This is a genomic window from Salinivibrio sp. MA351 (assembly GCF_001996065.1).
Taxonomy (GTDB): Bacteria; Pseudomonadota; Gammaproteobacteria; order Enterobacterales; family Vibrionaceae; genus Salinivibrio; species Salinivibrio costicola.
On the sequence record NZ_MUFG01000026.1, the window covers coordinates 23,965 to 45,837 of the forward strand.

General features: G+C 50.3%; 14 protein-coding genes and 1 pseudogene. 5 read left to right on the forward strand and 10 right to left on the reverse strand.

The features are described 5' to 3' along the window. Positions 1–161 precede the first annotated feature (161 nt). Together BZG78_RS12660 and prfC are read right to left on the reverse strand one after the other, a co-directional pair. A complete protein-coding gene (locus BZG78_RS12660; protein WP_077661402.1) occupies positions 162–932 on the reverse strand; it encodes a TatD family hydrolase in 771 nt (256 codons plus the stop codon). Between the two features lie 186 nt (positions 933–1,118). Continuing rightward, positions 1,119–2,708: a peptide chain release factor 3 gene (gene prfC / locus BZG78_RS12665; protein WP_021023638.1), complete on the reverse strand. Its 1,590-nt coding sequence runs from the start codon at positions 2,706–2,708 to the stop codon at positions 1,119–1,121. Positions 2,709–3,124: 416 nt separating this feature from the next. Here prfC and pnp point away from each other — a divergent pair, with 416 nt between their 5' ends. Further along, positions 3,125–5,272, forward strand: a complete 2,148-nt coding sequence (gene pnp / locus BZG78_RS12670) for a polyribonucleotide nucleotidyltransferase (RefSeq protein ID WP_077461819.1) — start codon at positions 3,125–3,127, stop codon at positions 5,270–5,272. 116 nt (positions 5,273–5,388) lie between these two features. Then, positions 5,389–6,219 carry a lipoprotein NlpI gene (gene nlpI, locus BZG78_RS12675; protein ID WP_236719565.1) on the forward strand — a complete coding sequence of 277 codons (831 nt, stop codon included), beginning with the start codon at positions 5,389–5,391 and terminating at the stop codon, positions 6,217–6,219. Positions 6,220–6,298: 79 nt separating this feature from the next. On the opposite strand, the gene BZG78_RS12680 is transcribed toward nlpI, so the two are convergent. Then, a complete protein-coding gene (locus tag BZG78_RS12680; protein ID WP_077661403.1) occupies positions 6,299–8,395 on the reverse strand; it encodes an EAL domain-containing protein in 2,097 nt (698 codons plus the stop codon). A 333-nt stretch (positions 8,396–8,728) separates the two neighbouring features. Between BZG78_RS12680 and BZG78_RS12685 the strand changes: the two genes are divergently transcribed. From BZG78_RS12685 to rimI, 3 genes are read left to right on the forward strand one after another with little or no spacing between them, the layout of a single operon-like run. Continuing rightward, positions 8,729–9,130 carry a hypothetical protein gene (locus BZG78_RS12685; RefSeq protein WP_021023634.1) on the forward strand — a complete coding sequence of 134 codons (402 nt, stop codon included), beginning with the start codon at positions 8,729–8,731 and terminating at the stop codon, positions 9,128–9,130. A 16-nt stretch (positions 9,131–9,146) separates the two neighbouring features. Then, entirely contained in the window at positions 9,147–9,539 is a 393-nt protein-coding gene (locus tag BZG78_RS12690; protein WP_021023633.1) for a DNA polymerase III subunit psi, read from the forward strand. After that, a complete protein-coding gene (rimI, locus tag BZG78_RS12695; protein ID WP_021023632.1) occupies positions 9,532–9,993 on the forward strand; it encodes a ribosomal protein S18-alanine N-acetyltransferase in 462 nt (153 codons plus the stop codon). Before BZG78_RS12690 ends, rimI begins: the two co-directional genes overlap by 8 nt. A 2-nt stretch (positions 9,994–9,995) precedes the next feature. Here the strand turns inward: rimI and BZG78_RS12700 are convergent, their stop codons facing one another. The 7 genes and pseudogenes from BZG78_RS12700 to BZG78_RS15610 all read right to left on the reverse strand — a co-directional run. Then, positions 9,996–11,924: an EAL domain-containing protein gene (locus BZG78_RS12700; RefSeq protein WP_077661404.1), complete on the reverse strand. Its 1,929-nt coding sequence runs from the start codon at positions 11,922–11,924 to the stop codon at positions 9,996–9,998. Positions 11,925–11,982: 58 nt separating this feature from the next. Further along, positions 11,983–12,585: an OmpA family protein gene (locus tag BZG78_RS12705; RefSeq protein WP_077577126.1), complete on the reverse strand. Its 603-nt coding sequence runs from the start codon at positions 12,583–12,585 to the stop codon at positions 11,983–11,985. Continuing rightward, positions 12,585–13,973, reverse strand: a complete 1,389-nt coding sequence (locus BZG78_RS12710) for a TolC family outer membrane protein (RefSeq protein ID WP_077577128.1) — start codon at positions 13,971–13,973, stop codon at positions 12,585–12,587. The genes BZG78_RS12705 and BZG78_RS12710 overlap by 1 nt, the downstream gene beginning before the upstream one ends. A gap of 24 nt (positions 13,974–13,997) precedes the next feature. Beyond that, positions 13,998–15,392 (reverse strand): HlyD family type I secretion periplasmic adaptor subunit, encoded by a 1,395-nt coding sequence (locus BZG78_RS12715; RefSeq protein WP_077661405.1) that lies wholly within the window; start codon positions 15,390–15,392, stop codon positions 13,998–14,000. Beyond that, positions 15,389–17,554, reverse strand: a complete 2,166-nt coding sequence (locus tag BZG78_RS12720) for a type I secretion system permease/ATPase (RefSeq protein WP_077661406.1) — start codon at positions 17,552–17,554, stop codon at positions 15,389–15,391. The genes BZG78_RS12715 and BZG78_RS12720 overlap by 4 nt, the downstream gene beginning before the upstream one ends. A 62-nt stretch (positions 17,555–17,616) precedes the next feature. Continuing rightward, on the reverse strand, positions 17,617–21,408 hold the full coding sequence (locus BZG78_RS12725) for a cadherin-like domain-containing protein (protein ID WP_347336563.1): 3,792 nt from the start codon (positions 21,406–21,408) through the stop codon (positions 17,617–17,619). After that, positions 21,327–21,873 (reverse strand): annotated as a pseudogene (locus tag BZG78_RS15610) (hypothetical protein); the annotation flags it as partial. The pseudogene BZG78_RS15610 and the gene BZG78_RS12725, both read right to left, overlap by 82 nt.

Below are 21,873 nucleotides of genomic sequence, written 5' to 3' on the forward strand. Positions count from 1 at the left end.
TTGGCTTCCGGGGAGGGATTATACGCAGAGCAGTCACATTAAAGTAATATTCCAATCACAGTTCGCTGTAAAACTATTTTGCAATGCATCAATAAGTATGACTTTGATCTAGTTTTGTGAGCTTATGCAACCGCAAACGTTTGTCTCACGCACGTTCGCGCTTAGTGCAAGCCAAACATTCTTTCAGCATTGCCTGATGTTTCGGCCACCAGGTGATCTCTATCACAGCTTTTTAACGCTGCGACCACATCGACCACCCGAGACACCTGGGCGGGTGTGTTGGGTTTTCCTTGATATCCCGCAAGCGGCATGTCAGGGGCATCGGTTTCCAAGAGCAAATGGTTGAGCGGTAAGCGCGCGATAGCTTGACGCGTTTTATTCGCCCGCTCATAGGTGACGGTGCCCCCCACACCGAGCATTAGGCCAGCATCAATAAATTGTTTGCCTTGTTGCTCACTGCCGCTAAACGCATGCAGCACACCGCGCACGCCAGGATACGCTTTCACCAGACGCAGCAGGTCGTTATGAGATTGACGGCTATGCAAAATAATGGGTAAGTCATAACGGCGGGCAAGCCATAACTGACTATCAAGTAAGGCGTGCTGACGCTGCTTCATCTCTGGAGTGTGCGCGACAAAATAATCCAGACCGGCTTCGCCGACCGCCACGCAGGACAATGGCCGTGATACCAGCGCGTCTTCTAATGCGGCGAGGCTGTTGTCTGTGTGCGTATCGAGAAAACATGGATGTAACCCCAAACCAGCATACATCTCAGCAAAACGTTCCGTCAGCGCTAATACCGCCGGCCAGTTTTGTTCATTGACACTCGGTACCACCATGCGCGTGACGCCCACCTCACGCGCCGCTTGCCAGTACTGATCCGGCGCCTGATTAAAAGGGGAGAAATCGAAGTGACAATGGGTATCAATCATGCTTTAACCGCCAAAACCACCTTCATCATCGCTGTCCTCTCGAGAGTAGAATGCCGTCTCTATATAGACGGCATTATAGAAGGTTTACCCCTCATTCACAGTGGGACAAGACGCTTTGCCTACCTCACTGCGATGTTTGTAGCGCAATGCTTTTAGCGCGATGTTTTTGACATAAGCCAAGATCACTTAGTGCTCACGGGTGGCTCTGAGATCAATGTCTGGGAAACGCTCTTGCGTCAGGTTGAGGTTGACCATCGTCGGCGCGATATAGGTCAGGTTATCGCCGCCATCCAGCGCGAGATTAGCTTGATTTTTGCGCTGGAATTCATCCAGCTTCTTCTCATCCTTGCACTCAACCCAACGCGCAGTGGCGACATTGATCGGCTCGTAGAGTGCGTCAACGTTATACTCGGCTTTCAAGCGCGCCACCACCATATCAAACTGCAGGACACCGACCGCGCCAACAATTAGATCGTTCGACTGCATCGGGCGGAATACCTGTACCGCGCCCTCTTCAGATAACTGAATGAGGCCTTTCAATAGTTGCTTTTGACGCAATGGATCTTTGAGACGAATGCGACGGAATAGCTCAGGCGCAAAGTTCGGGATCCCGGCAAATTTAAGATCTTCTCCTTGGGTAAAGGTATCGCCAATCTGAATGGTGCCATGGTTATGCAGGCCAATAATATCGCCGGCAAACGCATCTTCAGCCCGTGACCGATCCCCTGCCATAAAGGTCACCGCATCAGAAATATTGATTTGTTTGCCTAAACGTACATGGCGCAGCTTCATTCCCTGCTGATACTTACCGGAGACAATACGCATAAAGGCAATACGGTCACGGTGACGTGGATCCATATTGGCTTGGATTTTAAACACAAAGCCTGAGAATTTATCTTCATCGGCACTCACTTCACGATCATGAGTTGACCGCGCCATCGGCTTAGGCGCCCACTCGGTCAAGCCGTCCAGCATATGATCCACACCGAAGTTACCTAGTGCGGTACCAAAGAATACCGGCGTCAGCTCACCGCTTAAGAACAGCTCACGATCAAATTCATGCGAGGCCCCCATCACCAACTCCAGCTCGTCACGCAAATCTTGCGCAATGTCAGCGCCAATTGCGTCATCCAGCTCAGGGTTGTCCAAGCCCTTGATGATACGGGCATCCTGGATTTTATGCCCCTGACCAGACTGATAGAGAATGCTTTCATCACGGTGAATGTGATAAACACCTTGGAAGCCTTTGCCGCAGCCAATTGGCCATGATACTGGCGCACAGGCAATATTGAGCTCACTTTCGACTTCATCAAGCAGCTCCATCGGATCGCGAATATCTCGATCCAATTTGTTCATAAAGGTGATGATCGGCGTATCACGAAGGCGAGTCACTTCCATCAGCTTACGGGTCCGGTCCTCAACCCCTTTCGCGGCATCAATGACCATCAAACAAGAGTCAACCGCCGTCAATGTTCGATAGGTATCCTCCGAGAAATCCTCGTGCCCTGGGGTATCAAGCAGGTTTACCAAGCAGTCGTTGTAAGGAAATTGCATCACCGAGGTGGTCACCGAGATCCCACGCTCTTTTTCCATGTCCATCCAATCTGACTTGGCATGCTGGTTAGAGCCGCGCCCTTTGACCGTGCCGGCTGTTTGAATCGCACGTCCGAACAACAGCACTTTTTCAGTAATGGTGGTTTTACCCGCATCCGGGTGCGAGATAATCGCAAAGGTGCGTCGTTTATCAACTTCCTGTTGCAGCGGTGTATTTGACATAGCAGGTTATCTTCTTGTTTGATTCAGGCGGCAATCGAGCGCCAACTGAGGAGGTAAATCACAAAGGTGGCGTATTTTCGCTGATCTTGTAGCCAGCTTCAATTCACAAATCTGACTTGGCACGGTTATCTGCACACGTTAGGGTCAAGCTTGCTTGCCAAATCCATCACAAATGTCGTCAATTGACGGCCCTGTGGTGTCGTTATTAGTGAAGCACGTGTATAATTAGCGCCACTTTCAGCTGTAAAACAGTCAACAACGTCGACCATTAGGTCGCGACTATTGACAGCATACTGCCCATCAAGATCAATCATCCGCGCAGCGTGCTTTCATTAGTCGCGATGGTGAACAGCTGAAAGCCGACAATTAGTGAGATAAATCAAAGGGTTTATCCCTCAGCAACAAGGAAATAATCTGTGAATCCAATCGTAAAAACATTCCAATACGGCAATCATACTGTGACATTGGAAACGGGCGTCATGGCACGCCAAGCCAATGGTGCCGTCATGGTCAGCATGGACGATACCTCGGTATTCGTCTCTGTTGTAGGTAAAAAAGAAGCCGCCGAAGGCCAAAGCTTTTTCCCTCTAACCGTCAACTACCAAGAGCGTACATACGCTGCAGGTAAAATCCCAGGTGGTTTCTTCAAACGTGAAGGCCGTCCATCTGAGTCAGAAACCCTCACCGCACGCTTAATTGACCGCCCAATCCGTCCGCTTTTCCCTGATTCGTTCAAAAACGAAGTACAAGTCATTGCGACGGTTGTGTCTGTTAACCCAGCCGTTAGCCCTGACATTGTCGCCATGCTGGGTACCTCTGCCGCCCTAGCGATTTCAGGCATCCCATTCAACGGCCCGATTGGCTCGGCACGCGTAGGTTATATCAACGACGAGTTGGTTCTTAACCCAAGCCCAGCGCAACTCGACGAAAGTAAGCTGGACCTGGTTGTTGCAGGGACAGAAGGCGCAGTACTGATGGTTGAATCAGAAGCTGATCGCTTGAGCGAAGAGCAAATGCTGCAAGCCGTGATGTTTGGTCACGAGCAACAGCAAACCGCTATCAATGCCATTAAAGAGTTCGCGGCTGAAGTCGGCACGCCTCAGTGGGATTGGAAAGCACCTGAAGTTAACGCTGCCCTACAAACCCGTGTGGCAGAAATGGCACAAGGTCCATTGGCTCAGGCATACCAGATCACTGAAAAAATGGCCCGTTACGAGCAAGTTGGCCAGGTGAAGCAAGACGTGGTTGCCGCTTTGCTAAGTGAAGACGAAAGCCTCAATGAACGTGAAATCCTCGGCATGCTTGGCGACCTAGAAAAAACCGTGGTTCGTGGTCGTATTATCGCCGGCGAACCGCGCATTGATGGCCGTGAAAAAGACATGGTTCGCGCCCTTGATGTCCGTACCGGCGTATTGCCACGTACACACGGTAGTGCCTTGTTTACCCGTGGTGAAACGCAAGCGCTAGTAACGGCGACCTTGGGTACCCAGCGTGATGCGCAAACCATTGACTCGATCATGGGTGAGCGCCAAGAAGGCTTCATGCTGCATTACAACTTCCCTCCATACTGTGTGGGTGAAACTGGATTTGTTGGCTCACCAAAGCGCCGTGAAATCGGCCATGGCCGTCTCGCTAAACGTGGTATCGCCGCGGTGATGCCAAGCCAGGACGATTTCCCGTACACATTGCGTGTGGTGTCTGAGATCACCGAATCTAACGGTTCGTCATCCATGGCATCTGTCTGTGGTACATCGCTTGCGCTGATGGATGCCGGTGTACCGGTGAAAAAATCCGTTGCAGGTATTGCCATGGGTCTGGTGAAAGAAGGCGACGAGTTTGTTGTTCTTTCGGACATCTTGGGTGACGAAGATCACCTCGGTGATATGGACTTTAAAGTGGCCGGTACCGACGACGGTGTGACTGCGCTACAAATGGACATTAAAATCGAAGGGATCACCAAAGAGATCATGCAAATCGCCCTGAACCAAGCAAAAGGCGCACGTCTGCACATCTTGGATGTCATGGATCAAGCGATTGGTTCAGCCCGTGATGATATCTCTGAGTTTGCCCCTCGTATCCATACCATGAGCATCAATCCTGATAAGATCCGTGATGTGATTGGTAAAGGCGGCGCGGTGATCCGTCAGCTGACCGAAGAGACCGGCACTACGATCGAAATCGACGACAATGGTACGGTAAAAATTGCTGCTACTGATGGCGACGCGGCAAAAGATGCGATCTCTCGTATCGAAGCGCTTACTGCCGAAGTGGAAGTGGGCCGCATCTATACCGGTAAGGTCCAGCGCATTGTTGATTTCGGTGCGTTCGTCTCTGTGATTGGCGGTAAAGATGGCCTGGTTCACATTTCTCAAATCGCCGATGAGCGTGTTGAGAAAGTGACCGATTATCTTGAAGTTGGCCAAGAAGTGGACGTCAAAGTGCTCGAGGTTGATCGCCAAGGACGCATTCGCCTAAGCATGAAAGAGGCCGCATCTGAAAAAGGCTCAGACAAGCCTTCAGAAGACGCCGCACCTGCGGAGCAAGCGCCAAGTACTGACGCTTAGAGTCATCGAGTTATTCATGATATAAAGGGGGCTGAGGCCCCCTTTTTTTTACACGGAGATGCGCCTTCATGACCGTTTTTTATAAACCACTGACCAATGTGGCGCTGTTATTGCTAATGATGGCGTCATTGTTGCTCACAGGATGTAGCAGTCAGTGGACCTTCCCACCGATGGCCGTTCCCTTGCAGCCAACACTGCAACAGGAAGTCCATTTGGCACGCATCGATCAATTACTCGCACGAAAGGATTTAAGCGACGAGGCACGTGCACAACTGCATTATGAACGTGGATTAATGCACGATAATCTTGGCATGCGCGACTTAGCACGATTAGATTTCAACCAATCTTTATCTTTAAAGCCTGACCAACCCGATGTATTCAATATTCTCGGTGTCTATTTTACTCAAAATGGCCATTACGATGCGGCTTACGAAGCGTTTGACTCAACGTTAGAGCTTGATGATAGCCATAGTTATGCCGAACGTAACCGCGGTATTGCCCTGTATTATGGCGGGCGCTATCGTCTGGCCTATCAAGACTTACTTAATCACTACCAAGAAGATCGCGACGACCCTTATCGCCTGATTTGGCTTTATTTAGTGGAGCGCGATTGGCAAGGTGAATCCCAAGCTCAACAAGCATTGTTAACCCGCAAAGCAAACGCCGAGACAACCGGCTGGGGCTGGCAACTGGTAGACATGTATCTGGGGGTGATCAGCGAGCGCGAGTTGCTTGAACAATTAGCCGCTCAGGGCAAAGATAACCAACAATTAGCAGAGCGCCTGTGTGAAGCGTATTTTTATCTCGCCAAACGGTACCAATATCAAGGCGATAATGATCGCGCTGTCGCGCTTTATAAGCTCGCCATGTCAGGCAATGTCTATCAATTTGTTGAGCATCGTTACGCGCTACTTGAACTCAACCGCCTGGCTTACCGTCAGCCATAGCCCATGCTTGCGACCCATATGCACCACTAAAAAGAGCTAGGTTTTCCTGCTCTTTTTATTTTTCACTGACACATAATCATCACGGGTGGGTGGGCGCTAATAGCTGTGGCGGTTGATTTTGCGGCTTATTTTTATGTAGCAATTGTTCAAACTCTCGCTTCGGCATCGGAGAGTGAAAGTAATAGCCTTGAATGGTGTCGCAATGTAGGTTGGTTAACACCGATGCTTGCTGGCGAGTTTCGACGCCCTCAGCCACCACCGTCATCTCCATCGCTCGCCCAAGGTGGATAATACTTTCCACCAGCGTCACCTGCTTACTGAGCGCATCCATCTCATGGATAAAGGCGCGATCGATTTTGAGCTCATCAAGCGGAAAGCGCGCGAGATAGGACAACGACGAGTACCCTGTCCCGAAATCATCAATCGATAACGCAAACCCTAATGATTTAATCGCATTCAACATGGTCAGCGCGTGCTCATCATTTCTCATTACCGCGCTTTCGGTAAGTTCAAAGGTAATATCTTCAGGATTGGCGCCGGTTGCTTTTAATAGCTTTTCCATATGTTCAATTAACTTAGGGCTACTAAATTGCTCAGGCGATAAATTGATCGCGACCCGGCCCGGTAATAATCCTTGTTGCCGCCAACGATGAACATTTTGAAACACTTCCCGCATCACATGGCGCCCAAGCGCCTCTATCAAGCCGCAGCGCTCAGCCACAGGGATAAAACGCCCTGGACTGATGTAACCTTCCACTGGATGCTTCCAGCGCACCAAAGCCTCTGCACCATTGATACGAAAATCACCCGCATTCACTTTGGGCTGATACCAAACTTCTAGGCTTTTGCTTTGCAATGCTTTTTGCAGCTCAATTTCCAGCCACAGACGCATCCGCGCTTCTTTGCTCATACTGTCGTTATACTCAACCACACGGTTTCGGCCTTGCTCTTTCGCCTCATACATTGCCGTGTCGGCATTTTGCAGTAATTGTCTGGCATCTTTGCCGTCTTCAGGGTAGCGCACCATCCCCAGGGAACAGGCCAAATATTTGCTAAAGTAGTGCAGTTCAAAAGGCTGGCTAATCGCGCCAACAACCTTGTCAGCTAACTGCTCGACCATGTCTTCAGTGGCAGGTTTGGGTAGGATCACCGCAAATTCATCGCCCCCCAAATGACCAATAATGGTGTCGGCGGAAAGCAGTGCGCGTAAACGTTGTGCGATATCTTGCAACACCCGATCACCCACGTGGTGGCCTAGCGAGTCATTGATGTTTTTAAAATTATCCACGTCAAGATATAACATGGCTAAAGGCGTCTGCGCACGGATCAGTTTATCCAGTTCACTGCTAAAGCCATAGCGATTATACAATCCTGTCAAGGCATCGATATTGGCCCATTGCGGCTCGCCGACTTTGCTTATTTCATCGTGTTGTGCGGGTTGCAGCCGCTTCACCTCTGTATAAGGCGCGTGTAAGCGCAACATAGTGGCTTGTTTACCTAATACCTGAATCGGCGACTGAGAAAGGCGCACAGACGCACCTTTTTTACTACTCAATGCGTCAATGCACTCGCGATCATTGGCACTCGCCAAGCGCTCTATCACCGAATGGTTTTGATCGGCAAGCGCTAAATAATTCGCCACCGGCTCACCGAGCAAGTCGTCTGCGGATGCCACCCCTAGCAAGGTCGCTGCAGCAGGGTTCGCGGAGAGAATACAACCGTCCTCCACCAGGCAACAGCCATCGTCGATCAACGAACTTAAACGATGATATTTTTCATCCGCTTCTTCCAGCGCACTGGCTAAAATTTGACGCTCCGAGGTGTCAACCGCATGGAAAATAACACAAGGCTCTCCTTGCTCATCCTTATAGTTTTTAAGCGGTGCCACACTGAAATGAAAGCTTGAGCTATGATACTCATCCGCAATCACCACTTCTCCTTCCGCGCCATCCCCGCGTCTTGCTTTCTCATAATGCGGTTTTACCGCTTGATAAAACGCCTCGCCTAGCGTGTCTTTATCACAAAGCCCCTTTAACGAGACAGAGGAGAGACCCGCCAACTCACAATAGCGCGGGTTAGCGTACACGTAGCGATCGGTACTATCTAGAATGGCAAAAAGGAACGGACTGTTATCGGTTAAGCAGTAAAACCAATCATTTAACGACGATATTGGCATGGGGGCTCACATTGGGTAATCACGCTCGATTATATCATCATCGAGACAAGCGTCTCATATATTAGACACTTTTAACTTCATTGTCAGTAGCACTTTATGAGGCACACGTCATAGGTTCAAGCTTTTCTCACTATATACCGCACATTTATCGGTAAAAAGAGAAAAGGCACTCAAAATCAGTAAAAAAGCGAGAGTATGTTGCCAAATCGCACAATTTGGCGGCTATTTATGCATTTAGCTGCGTAGTAATCTGTGCGAGACTCACTGTCACTATTGCACCGGATCGGGAATCGGTTATCCTGACCACAACATTTACTCACCGCTGTATGTCTTATGCTTATTCGCTCAGAAGCGCCCGCCGACTTGGTTAAACTGGATCGTTGGTGGCGCGACGATATCACGCGTCCTTATCAAGCCGACCAACTCAAGCAATGGCGTGAAGCCGGGCTTATTTCTCTGTCGTTGCTCGCGACCAGCGATATGGGAGAGGTACAGGGCCATATTGTGGTGATTGATGCGCAAATGGATAACAACAGCCAAGAAATCGCGTTATGGCACAGTCCAGATCCCGACCTTTTAATGCCACTCTTGGACGAAGCGGAATCCACCCTCTTTGAGTTTGGCTATACCCGGCTTAAAATAATGCCCAGTGCTGAGGCGGCGCGCGCTGAGTTTGCCCCGATACAGACCAACGATACCTGGTGGTATAAGCAATTAGCCGCCGCGACCGCTTAATACGGATGCCAAAACGATGTTAACCGACATTCAACGTTTACAAGCGATGGGCCTAGACGTCTGGCAGTTACGTCATCCAGCCATTTATGACCAAACGCACGAAGTTATTCAGTTACCAGACGCCTGCCAATTATTGCTGGTCTGTGATACGCCGCTCAGTGAAAAAGATGCGTGGTTGTTCGGCAATATACTCAAGAGCATGAAATTGCGTCCCGAGCAGGCGCGTCAATTACCGCATGCAGCGTTGTCGGCACTGGGTGAACATCGCTTAACCTGGTGCTGGTATATTGACACACCGGATGTGATTATTGATGGCGTACGACGTTTAGATTCGATTCCCTTAGCGCAGATGCACGATAACCCAACCGCCAAACGCGATCTGTGGCGGCAGATTTGCCAATATGACTGATTATTATCTTTGTCCGCTGGCGCTCGATGACATCACAGCCATCAGCACCATCGAGCGGCGCGCCCACGGTTCACCCTGGTCAGACACCCAACTGGCGGCACCAACTGGCCGTTTTGACCACGCGTATGGGCTTCATATAATGCAGCCACACGCATTACTGATTGGGTATTTTTACGCGCGCTGTGTCGCCGGGGAGGGAGAATTATTGAACATTGCGATTGAGCCCACCTATCAAGGGCAAGGATGGGGAAGTATTTTACTTGAGGCGATGATCAAACGCCTAAATGAAGCCGGTGCGGAGAGTATCTGGCTGGAGGTACGCGAAAGCAACATCGCGGCGCAAGTCTTGTATCAAAAATATGGCTTTAAGCCCGTTAGCCGCCGAAAACACTATTATGCGTGTGCCGACGGTCGACGAGAAGATGCGTGGGTGATGCAAAAAGTAGCCGATTGAAACTAAGGCTGCTCACCACTATCTAACCTGATCGGTGGCAGAATATAGCCTTGATAGCCCTGACAACCTAACTGATGAAAATACTGGTGCTGCTCTGATTGTTCAATCCCAGTGGCAATGACAGTGATCTCTCGTCCCAGCGCAATATTGACTAGCATGCGAATGAATACATCATCCACATCGCTCGACTGCTGACCAAACCCGATATCCAATTTGACATAATCAGGCTCGATATTTTTGATGTAGTCGACGTTATCCATATTACGGCCAAAGTGATCAACCCCAACAGCAAAGCCTTGACCACGGATTAAACGAAACAATGCCTTGCAAGCTTCAGGATCAGCATGCACCGCTTTTTCTGACACTTCAAACGCCAGTTTATCGGCGAGATAGGTTTTGAGTAAAAAGTGACTTAACCAATCATAGAATGTTTGGCTTTGGACACTTTCGATGGTGATATTGATCGCGAGCTTGTCACTGTGAGGATTTTTATTAAGGTAGTCACTCACCCTATTTAGCACGTGAATATCAAACTCTTCGCCTAATGCATACATCTCAATACGGTTGAGCAACTGACCCGCAGATAGCCAGCTATCGTCCACCCAAAGGTGTGCGTACACCTCTTGATGCCAATTATATTGATTATCACGATGACGAACCGGTTGGGCATAAAGCGCTAATGGATTTTTGTGCAACGCATCAAGCAAAACATGCCGCCATTGCTCTCGGGTCCGGCTATCAACTTGTTCATCCGTTGGCCAAAAGTAAACCTCGTTTTGGCGCTTCGCGTGTTGTAATGCATTATCCGCTTTCGCCATCAGGCTCACCGTCTCGTCGGTACGCGTTTGCGCAATACCTAAGTGAAAGCCTTGATTGACCGGTAGCGAGATATTCTCTAGCTCTTGATTGATCACCCGTAATAACTGGCGTAAGTAACGCCGTAATGCTTTCTCTTCATCGGTAACCAGTAGGATCGCGATTTCATTATGACTCAACCTTGCCACAACTTGATGCGTGCTGGCTAAGCTCTCCTGCGTTAACGCTTCTCCTAGTAATCGCCAACATTGATCCCGGTATTGATATCCATAGCGAGCGCGTAAACGTGATAACCAATCCGCCTCTAACAGAATTAAGCTGCAACCGACTTCATCGTTGATAAAGCTTTGCAGCTGGTGCTGAAAATAGCCACGGTTCGGTAAGCGTGATACCGGATCAACCATGAGTTTATCGCGCAAGCGTGCCAATTCGTCTTGCTGTGATTGCTGCATCCGTGCGACTTGTTGCCCGGCAAGATTAAAGGCGTTTTGCAGTGCCGATAAATCACTCACACTGGTTGCCACTTGTGTCGGATGAAAATCACCATGTCCTAACGACGTCAGTCGCTGACTGAGCTCCCCCAGAGGGACGGTAACACGACGGAACATAAAAGACGCGGCGACAATAACGGCCACACCCGCAGCCAATAACCAGCCGACTAATCGCACCAGTCGTTGCCATAACTCTGCAATGTCTTGATGAGGATCGAACGTCATGGTCAGCTTCGCTAACTGTGTCCAGCCGTTGCTCACCGAGACGGAGGTTGTGTTCACCGTTAAATCCGTCGCTGTCGCAAACCAATTCGGCACATGCATTGCCGGGCGGTCAGATTCCCATACTTGGCGTTCCCCAGATAGCATGGGCTCGATCGTGATCTGACTCACTTGGGGCATACTGATAAACTGGGAGGCTAACTGCGTGAGTCGTTGTCCATCACTTTGTTCAAGTACCGCGGGCAGCGCTTCAGCCAGCGTCTTACTGAGTAAGTTTGATTGTTGCTGCTGCTGTTGTTTGCGTTGCTCCGCGCTCAACTGAAATACCACTGCTGTGGTCACCAATACAGTGACCACAGTAGCGGCGACGACAAACGAAAGCACACGTTGATGCAGTGTCATTGCGCGCCTCGCCAGCCGATACGTGAAATGACTATCGAAGTGACCATTGGCGTAGCCGCTAATCTGATTCCGATGAATAAATAGTCCATCGTTTCTCCGTTATGCCGTGTTCGCCAGAAACAGTCGCGACCACTCGGCGATTTGTTTCATTGGCTCTGTCTGTCTCAGCATCGATTAATGGGCGTGTCTCACCGAAGCCTTGCGCGCTAACACGACTGCGGTCAAGGTAAAACTGATTAACGAGCACGTCCGCAATCGCCTCTGCGCGTCGCTGTGACAAAGCTAAATTGTAGCTCGCCGCACCCACTTTACTGGCATGACCTTCAATGAGTACCGACGCCTTAGGATAACGGCGCATAAATTCGGCAAGATCACGGATATCACCATACTGACTCTCACGAACCTGGGCCGAATCCGTAGCAAATTGGACATTCAGCTCGAACGATGCGGTTTCTATTCGCTCTTGCGGGCATCCTTCATTATTGACCCGAGCTTGTTCAAGCGTCGCGTTACACTGATCGCGCGCGGCAATTACACCATCTTTGTCTTGATCGGTGAGGTCACGGCTTTGTATGATCTTCGTTTCCATGGGATCAACCGACTGTGGCGCACAGCCACTGATCATGAGCCCGGTAAAAAGAAGTAAACTCAACTGCTTCATTATTCACTCCCCTCACTGTACAGCGATGCCGTGTCCCAGCTTGCAGGCGTATCGATTCTTAGTGAGGCCAGTAATTGCCCAGTAGCGTTTAATATTCGATATTGTGCATACCGCTCATCGGCTTCTTTACTTAGGTATTCACGGCGTGTTTCAAACAACTCATTTTGCGAGTCCAATACATCCAAAAGCGTCCGCGCATTGAGGCGAAACTCTTCGCGATAGGCATCTCGGGTATCGGTAGCGGCTTCGACATGTTGGCGCATAAAGTCACGCTGCTGTTCAAGATAGGTTCGCGCGTTCCAGGCTAAAGTGGCCCCTTCAACCACTTGGCGATGGGTCATCTCATTAACTTCTCGCGCCTCGATGGTTTGATAAGCCGTTTGTCGCTCTCGGGCACGATCGGCACCACCATTAAATAAGTTGTAGCGCATGCGTACCATGGCTTGGATATTATTATTCTCGCCACCGACATCTGGCGGACCCGCACCGTCTTCGCCACCAATGTTTTCGTTCCAATTAGCATCGACTTCTACGTTGATGGTCGGTAAATACGCGGCACGAGAGCCATCACGGGCTGCATTCGCCGCCGCAATATCTGCTTGTGCAGATTGCAAACGCGGATGGTTATCTAACGCCATATCCAAGGTAGTATCCAGCGACTGCGGCAGCATCGCGGCATCGGGGCTGGGTAAGTGTAAATCCTCAGGTGCGATACCGACGACCTTCATAAAAGCACTACGCGCATCGGCGAGGTTATTACGCGCCGACATTAAGTTTGCGTTCGCACGCGCTAAGCGTCCTGTCACCTGAGACAAGTCGCTGGCTTTGGCAAATCCACCTTGATTGCTTTCTTCAATCGCATCGTAGATTTCCTGATGGTTATCTAGGTTTTTTTCTGCCAGGATCACAATCTCTTCAGCTACGAGCACATCCAGATAAATACGTGACACTTCCAACGCTTTATCTTCTGCGGTGGCAATCAAGCCCCACTGCTCGGCCGTGGCTTCGTTTTGTGTCCGCGCCACTTCATGTTGGGTACGAAAGCCATCAAAAAGCATTTGGCGTAATGATAACCCAAGCTCACGACGAGTTAGGTCTACTTCATCATCCGTGCTGGTATCACGGCGAGTGCCTGGTGAGTCCGTCCATTCCTGCCCCACACCAGCGGTCGCATCCAGTGTGGGATAATAACCGGCTTTGGCTTGGTCTATAGATTGCTCACGCGCTTTATAGCGCGCAAAGGCTTCACGTATTTGTGGATGAGACTCGAGTGAGCGAGCCACCGCTTGCTCCAATGTTTGCGATATTGCAACGGGTGAAATCAAGCTCATGGCTAGCGCGATAGCCGTTATGCGCGTTTTATGACACAGATGCGAAAGGGTCGGCATCTTGTTTCTCCTTGTTGTAATTATTTAGCGCTCGCGTAGTGCGTTTTCTTTTGCCCGTAAAATAGGATTGAGAAGATAATCCAACACCGTGCGCTTGCCGGTAATAATATCAACCGAGGTCAGCATGCCAGGAATAATCGGCATCGGCGTGCCATCATCCCGCGTTAAGTGCGATGCCTCAGTCCTGATTCGCACGAGGTAAAAGCTATTCCCTTCTTCATCCTGCGTGGTATCGGCACTAATGTGCTCCACTTTACCGTCTAGCCCGCCATAGCGGGTAAAGTCATACGCGGTGACTTTTACAACGGCCGGTAACCCAGGATGTAAAAATGCAATGTCTTTGGGCAAAATTTTCACTTGTACGAGCAGCTGATCTTCAGTGGGTACAATTTCTATCACATCTTCCCCGGGACCCACGACACCACCCAATGTGTTGATGTGCACCGTTTTCACCGTGCCATCGACAGGTGAAGTAATCACAGCTTTGTTCACTTTGTCTTGTGCCCCGACGGTCGCCTCTGTGAGTCGAGACAGCCGTGCCTCGCTTTCACTCAGCTTGGCCCGTGTCTCACCAATAAACTGCAAAGCAGCCTCACGGCGTTTTAAGATAGATTCATCTAACGCTGCTTTAATTTTAGGCCGCGACAGTTTTAAGTTGGTCAGCTCACCCTGCATATCATTGATCTGTCTTTCCAGTTTGAGAAGCTCCACTTCTGAGACAATCTTCTTTTTTACTAAAGGACGTGTGATATTGATCTCACGATCCATAATCGATAACGAGTTAGTCAGCGTTTTTATCTTGGAGCCCACTTCTTCTAACGCTTGACGCTTCTGAACGATTTGTTGTCCCTGAATATCCAATTGATTACGCAGACTGTCCAATCGACTCCGGTATCGTGCTTTTTGCTGTGCTACTAACTGGGGTTTGCGGCTGGTGAGTGAATCAGGAAAACTCATAGGACGCGGCACAATCTCAATTTGTTGCTGCCATGGCTGGCTAGGTGGCTGCAGAATGACACTATCAAGTTCACTGTACATGCGCGTGACCGAAGCTCGCAAACTGTCAATTTCTTGCTCTTGCTGAGCCAGATCGGAACGAAAGCGGGTGGCATCAATACGCGCGAGAGGCATTCCTTTTTCAACCAATTGCCCTTCATCAACATACATCGCCTGCAAAATGCCACCATCCAGGCTTTGGATCAGCTGGACATGAGAAGGAGGAATGACTTTACCACTGCCCCGAGTGACCCGATCCAGCTCCGCCACCGCGGCCCATACAATAAAGCTTGCAATCAGCAGCAAGGCAACCCAAACCACCGCACGGTACTTGAGCGGGGTATCTGTCATCATCGCGCCATAAACATCGTCAATCATGTCGAGATCAGCGGGTTGGCTGGCCTTTTTAACGACCTTGCTCATGACGCATTTCCTTTGTTGAGCTTACTGAGGACTTTGTCGCGCGGACCATCCATCACGATGCGTCCTTTGTCCATCACAATCACCCGCTGCGCGAGGTTGAGCAGTGACATGTTATGGGTCACCATCACCAGTGTTCGTGATTTGGCCGCCACTTCCATCGCTTTAATAAATTGGTTTTCAGCGTGCGCGTCTAAACTGGCCGTCGGTTCATCCATCACCAGCACAGGCGGCTCATTAAGCAACGCCCGTGCTAAAGACACCGCCTGCCTCTGACCGCGAGAAAGGCGTTCGCCACGCTCTCCCACCTGTTTATCTAGGCCTTCGTGGTCTTGCGCGGTAAACAAACTCACGCCTGACAGCTGCACGGCGCGAATCAGCTGGTGCTCAGTGACTTGGCGCGTACCAAACATAATGTTTTCGCGAATAGTGCCATGAAACAGCGTCACATCTTGTGCCAAATAGCCCACGTTGCGACGCAAATCTGAAGGATGGATTTGACGGCTATCGACGCCATCAAACCGTAAACTGCCTTGGTTGGGCTGAAAAAGGCCGGCTAACAGTTTGAGTAACGTGGTTTTACCCGAGCCATTTTTACCTAAGATGGCGATCACTTCACCCGGCTGAACGCGAAAATTCAATGGATAAAGCGCCGGTTTTTCCGTCTCTGGGTAATTAAAGGCCAAGTTATCGGCACTGAGTTCACCTTTCAGGCGTTTACGACTGACAAGGTGTCCTTTATCAGCAAACTCATCCTCTTGCTCCATCATCGCATTCAGTTGGCGCAGCGAGGTGCTGGTTTGATTCCAACGGTTGAGCAAACTCGCCATCTGCGCCATGGGTGATACCGCTCGGCTGGAAAGCATCACTGCCGCGATGATCCCCCCCATGGAGATATCGCCGTCCGCCACCCGGTACACCCCCAGGATCACCACGGCGATCGCCATCATCTGGGTGATGAAAGTGGCAATGTAAGAAACGTTATTGGTGATTTGTTTGACTTTAAAGTTCCAATTCGCCGTGTGCGCGGTCATTTGCTGCCAACTGCGCTGCACGATGCCTTCGGCGCCATTGGCTTTGATGCCTTCCAACGCCGATAAACTTTCAATGAGATGGCCATGGCGTTCAGACGCGTATTTATTACTCTCTTCAATCGCTGCGCGCAATTTGGGCTGGACCGAGATGGTGTAGCCCAAGATCAGTAACCCAGCCACGACCGGCACCATGGCCAGATCGCCCGCGACTAGATAAATAATCGTGATAAAGAAAACCGCAAACGGCAAATCAACCAAGGTGGTGATAGTCGCCGAGGTGAGCATGTCTCGCACAGAGTCGAACTCCCCCAACTGTTTGGCCGTGGCCCCCACACTGCCGCCACGATTGGCCAGCGGCGTACCCATCAGCCGTGCAAACAGTCGAGACGAAACAATAATATCGACTTTCTTCCCGGCCATATCAATCATGTAGGAGCGCAACTTGCGCATGATAAAGTCAAAGCAGTAGGCCAAGGTGGCGCCGCTAGCTAACACCCACAAGGATTCAAACGCCAAATTAGGAACGATCTTGTCATAGACGTTCATTACGAACAGCGGCGACACTAAAGCAAAGAGGTTCACCAACACCGAGGCGAGCAACGCATCGCGATAAATAGGCGCAGCGTCTTTGACCGTTTGCCAAAACCAGTGGATTTTATTGTCGTGCAGGTGTAAATCGACCGACTGATCACCGCGGTACTGGCGCTTAATAAAAAAGCAATACCCGACATACATCGCCTCAAGGGCTTCAAGCTGCATGGTTTGCTCGCCGCCATTTTCAGGCAACTGAATCAGGGCAGTGCCTGCCTCATTATCAATTTCACGCAGCACACAGGCTTTTTGGTCTGCTAACAGTAACACGCAAGGGAGCAGTAACGGTCCTAAGTTATCCAGGTTGCGACGTGACAAGCGTGCGGCCAAACCGGCGCGCCCTGCCGCTTGTGGAAACATATCGGGCGTGAGTAGCGCATTGGTCATCGGCAAGCCCGCAACTAACGCATCCCCCGAGCAGGGGGTGCCATAGTGTTCGGTCAGCAATACCAAACAATCTAGCAAGGGATCGTCGGTGGGCTGTTCGCCCGCTGCGATTCGCCACTGCACCGATTGATTATTATTCGAAGGGTCAGTCACTTACATCTCTCTTTTGACCGAAAACAAAAGGCAGCGACATGATAGCCGCTGCCTGAGGGTGATTACCAGTCTGCCGTATCGACTTTGATCTCTAAATCTGGATTATTCCCCATTGAAAGGTCGGCATTATCATCACCTTTTGTGAGTCGTAGCTCTCCTTCCTCTCCATTAATCAAGGTGTTGATCACCACTTCTTGCTGACCACCGCTGCTGGTAACAATATTGAGGCTTTCAATATCAATGAACTGATCCACTTGGCTATCGTCGTCGGCATCAATGCCGATGGTCAAGGTGCCCTCAGCCTCACCACTTTCAGCGGTTTGCCATGAAATCGACACTTGCCCGTCTTTGATGAGCTGAGTTAAATCCTCGACAAACGAGAAGGTGTCTTGCGTGTCACCTTGGTTATCAAAATCGACAATGACATCGGTGTCAGTCCCATCGCCATCGGCAGACGATGGCATATCATCCAACGACCACTGGAATTTATCGCTACCGGTGCCTCCGATTAAGGTGTCTTCACCTCGTCCACCAATAAGGGTGTCATCACCGCCTTGACCATAGAGGATGTCATTACCTTCTCCACCCTCTAGGGTATCGTCGCCGCCGCGGGTATCACTCTCGACATTAAACAACGCGTGGTTATCTTTAATGTACTGGTAGAGCTCGATATCGGATGGCGCTGCGCCATTTTTCATTTCAAGGAATGTGGTTAACACGTCCACGCCCGATCCATTTGGTAGTGACTCAGGCCGTGTCAGGCCATTTTCATCCCAAGGCAGATTGTCAGTGTTAATGACATCGCCAAAGAGTATATCGTCACCGGCATTACCAATTACCTCATCATCACCGACCGGAAGCATATTGATCTCTTTAGCGCCTTCATCGAGTGCGGCACTCAGATCATTAGCTGTCTTGACGATTTCAACATCCCCAGTTGGCGCACTGACACTTCCCCAGTAGTCGCTCCACGTTCCTGACCCAGATACATTGGTGTTATCAAAGAACCTGAGGATATCGGCATTCACTCCATTTCCAATGCCGATAGCTCGAACAGTAGAGCTCTCAGCAAGTGACTCATATGCCTCAATAGAATCCCTTAATTCAAAGGACTCAGTCGTATTTCCTGAGTAATTACTGCTATTCGAAAGCGTCGGGTTACCGTCAGTTAGGAAGAATGACAAGTTTTCACTGTCCGCGTCCGAGTGCGTATTTATCCATGAAGACGCCTGATTAAAGGCCGCTTCGTAGTTAGTTCCCCCGTCAGACTGAAGAGAATCTATAACACGATCAACATACCAATCATGCTCCCATTCACTTAACTGGGTAAAGTTATCAATATTAATTGTTAAGCTCGCAGAGGAGTTAAAGTCTACCAATGCCAGATTGATCGTGCCTGGATGATCAGAAATATTCTCCAACATCGACTTCAACGACGTTTTCAACACATCGAGTCGCGATTCAGAACTTCCCAGCTCTAATGCATATCCCATGCTGCCTGATGTATCAACAATTAACGCGATATTGTAGTTTGTTGGTGCGGTCGAGTTATCTTCCACCCCTCCAATATCACTAAGAATAACATCATCACCTGAGCCTCCTTCAATTGTGTTATCACCATTAGGATCACTCGGTGGCAGCACGGTTGTGCCTGGTTGCGCCGTTGCATATTCAGGCAAGTCGACAGGGTTACCGTTTTCATCAACTTCTGCCGCACCGACGGTCACGGATAAATCAGGGGCACTTCCTTCTGGCAATTCAACCGTGACTGATAGCCCAGCGTCTGGATCTGATTGCAATGCGCCAATAGGCACTTGCCAATCGCCCGAATCAAGCTGCTCTCCCCCCGAAACGCTACCGCCATCCGGTATTCCTGAAATAATCATCGATGTGATTTGTTCAGAGCCATCACTGTCGTTCAATGTGACGTCGACGTTCAACTGCACAATATCGGCAACTTTGATGAGTTCGCCATTATCTACTTCATATTTACTATCGGCAAAGTAAATGGTTTCCACTTTATTTAGATCATGATGGGGGTGGCTTCCTTGTTCGTCTTGGTAAATAAGGCGTACCCACTCATTATTGTCGCGTAGCCCGATGCGATAGTCACTGCGGTTCCCTTGTAGGTAGACTGTATCGTCGCCATTGCCTCCATAATATACGGTTGTCGCTTCGGCATTCCGCGAAATAAGCGTATCGTTTCCACCTTTACTCTGTAGGGTGTAACTGCTCGCGGTGGTTCCGCCCACGATCAAATCATCCCCGGCGTTAGTGACTAAATGCTCGCCATGGGTTTGGTTAGACGCAAATTTGATTTCATCAAATTCATCGGTCGAGCTACCATCGTTCGCTTCCGCCAGCGCGATGAGATCATCTGCAGGATGAACGCCATCAGGTAACTCGGACAATGAAGCAGACACCGACAAACCACTCGAGAGCGGCAGTACAGAAATTGGAATATCTTCCGTAACGCTCGCCGTATCGCCATTACCATTCTCCGTGCTGGTTGCCGTCACTTGCAGGTTGATCTCGCCTTCATGCGGTTCAGGCACAGAGATGGAAAGATTAGATAGATCCCAGCCCTCAAGAGAGATAGAGCCGCTTTCAACAATCATCTCCTGGTTACCGTCGGACAGTGTCGATCCAGCTGGAATATCATCTAACGTGAGGCTCAGCGTCTCAGAGTTATCTTGATCTACCAAGCTCGCATTGATTGTTGGTAACTTAATCGGTTGGCCAGCGTGTCCTTCACCAGGTTCATTAATGGTGTAATAACCGCCTTTTTCATCGCCGTCGTAGTCCTTAACGCTTAAACCACCGTCTTCTAGTGCATCGACATTGGGCGCGAGATTAAAATTGCTGGTATTTAAGTCAACGGCATCATCACCGTCTACGGCGACTTCAATATCGAACCCACCCGGGCCACTTTGGTTATGGGTATAAACGTCTAACGAATAATAGCCACTTTCTGATGGCGTAAATTCGCCGCTGAATTGGCCGCTTTCACTTACACCGCCTGGAGAGGTACCTTGACTGCCATATCGCCCTTCGGCAATCACTTGACCACCGATAACAATCGCTGCACTGTCATCCGCATACCCGCCAAAGCTGTAGCTTTTACCTGCCTCTAAATAGATTAAGCCTGAAGTCAGCATCGCCTGACCACCGTCTAAACCTGAGCCGGTATCAACGGAGACATCTTCGGTTGTCGATTTAGCGTCTGCTTCCCCAGCACTGTTCATCGCATTCAACAGAGTTTCAGCATCGACACCGTTCCCATTAGGCGTGCCAACGTCAACTGAATCCCACGTTGAGACGTTAAGATTCATGGACACAAAGTCCAGATCAAGCGTACCTAGTGATAACTCAGGCGCATCAGCCACAGGCGTCACACTGATATTGAGTGTCGCTTCCGCGGTATCGCCATATTCATCTTGAACGATGTAGGTGATAGCTGGTACGTCACCACTCCAATGCTCTACCGGCGTGAATGTATAATCACCATTTCCGCCAATCGTAATTTCACCGACATCAGCGATCGTGGCTGAGTCACCAGCGGCGTGGGTTTCGCCGTTAATGGTGAAGGTGGTGACGGTGAGCGAGTCACCATCGGTATCGGTTGCATTACCGTCGTTTAGCACATTACCCGTTAATTCGACATCTTCATCTGTCGATGCCGATACATCGTCTGAGTCAGGCGCTGCGTTTATTATCGCGCTGTCGCTGCCTTCTGCCGAGGTGTTGCCGAACTGGTCTTCCAGCACCGCTGTCACGGTGAGGGTTTCACCTTCCGCTGGCGCATCGAACGAGGTCGCGACGCTGCCGTTGCTGATGTCGGTGTCGGCCAACACGATGTCGTTGGTGGTGGTGCCATCGCTGACGCTGATGGTGTCACCGGCCACGGCACCCGCTCGGTGTCGGCCAACACGATGTCGTTGGTGGTGGTGCCATCGCTGACGCTGATGGTGTCACCGGCCACGGCACCCGCTGGCAAGTCGACGTTGACGTCGACCTGGCCATCGAGCTCGTCACTGCTGATCACGCCATCATTGTTGGCGTCTTCGGTGATGGTGACCGTCGGCGCGCTGTTGTCCTCACCCGCCTGGGTGTCGAGCACGGCGCTGTCGCTGCCTTCTGCCGAGGTGTTGCCGAACTGGTCTTCCAGCACCGCTGTCACGGTGAGGGTTTCACCTTCCGCTGGCGCATCGAACGAGGTCGCGACGCTGCCGTTGCTGATGTCGGTGTCGGCCAACACGATGTCGTTGGTGGTGGTGCCATCGCTGACGCTGATGGTGTCACCGGCCACGGCACCCGCT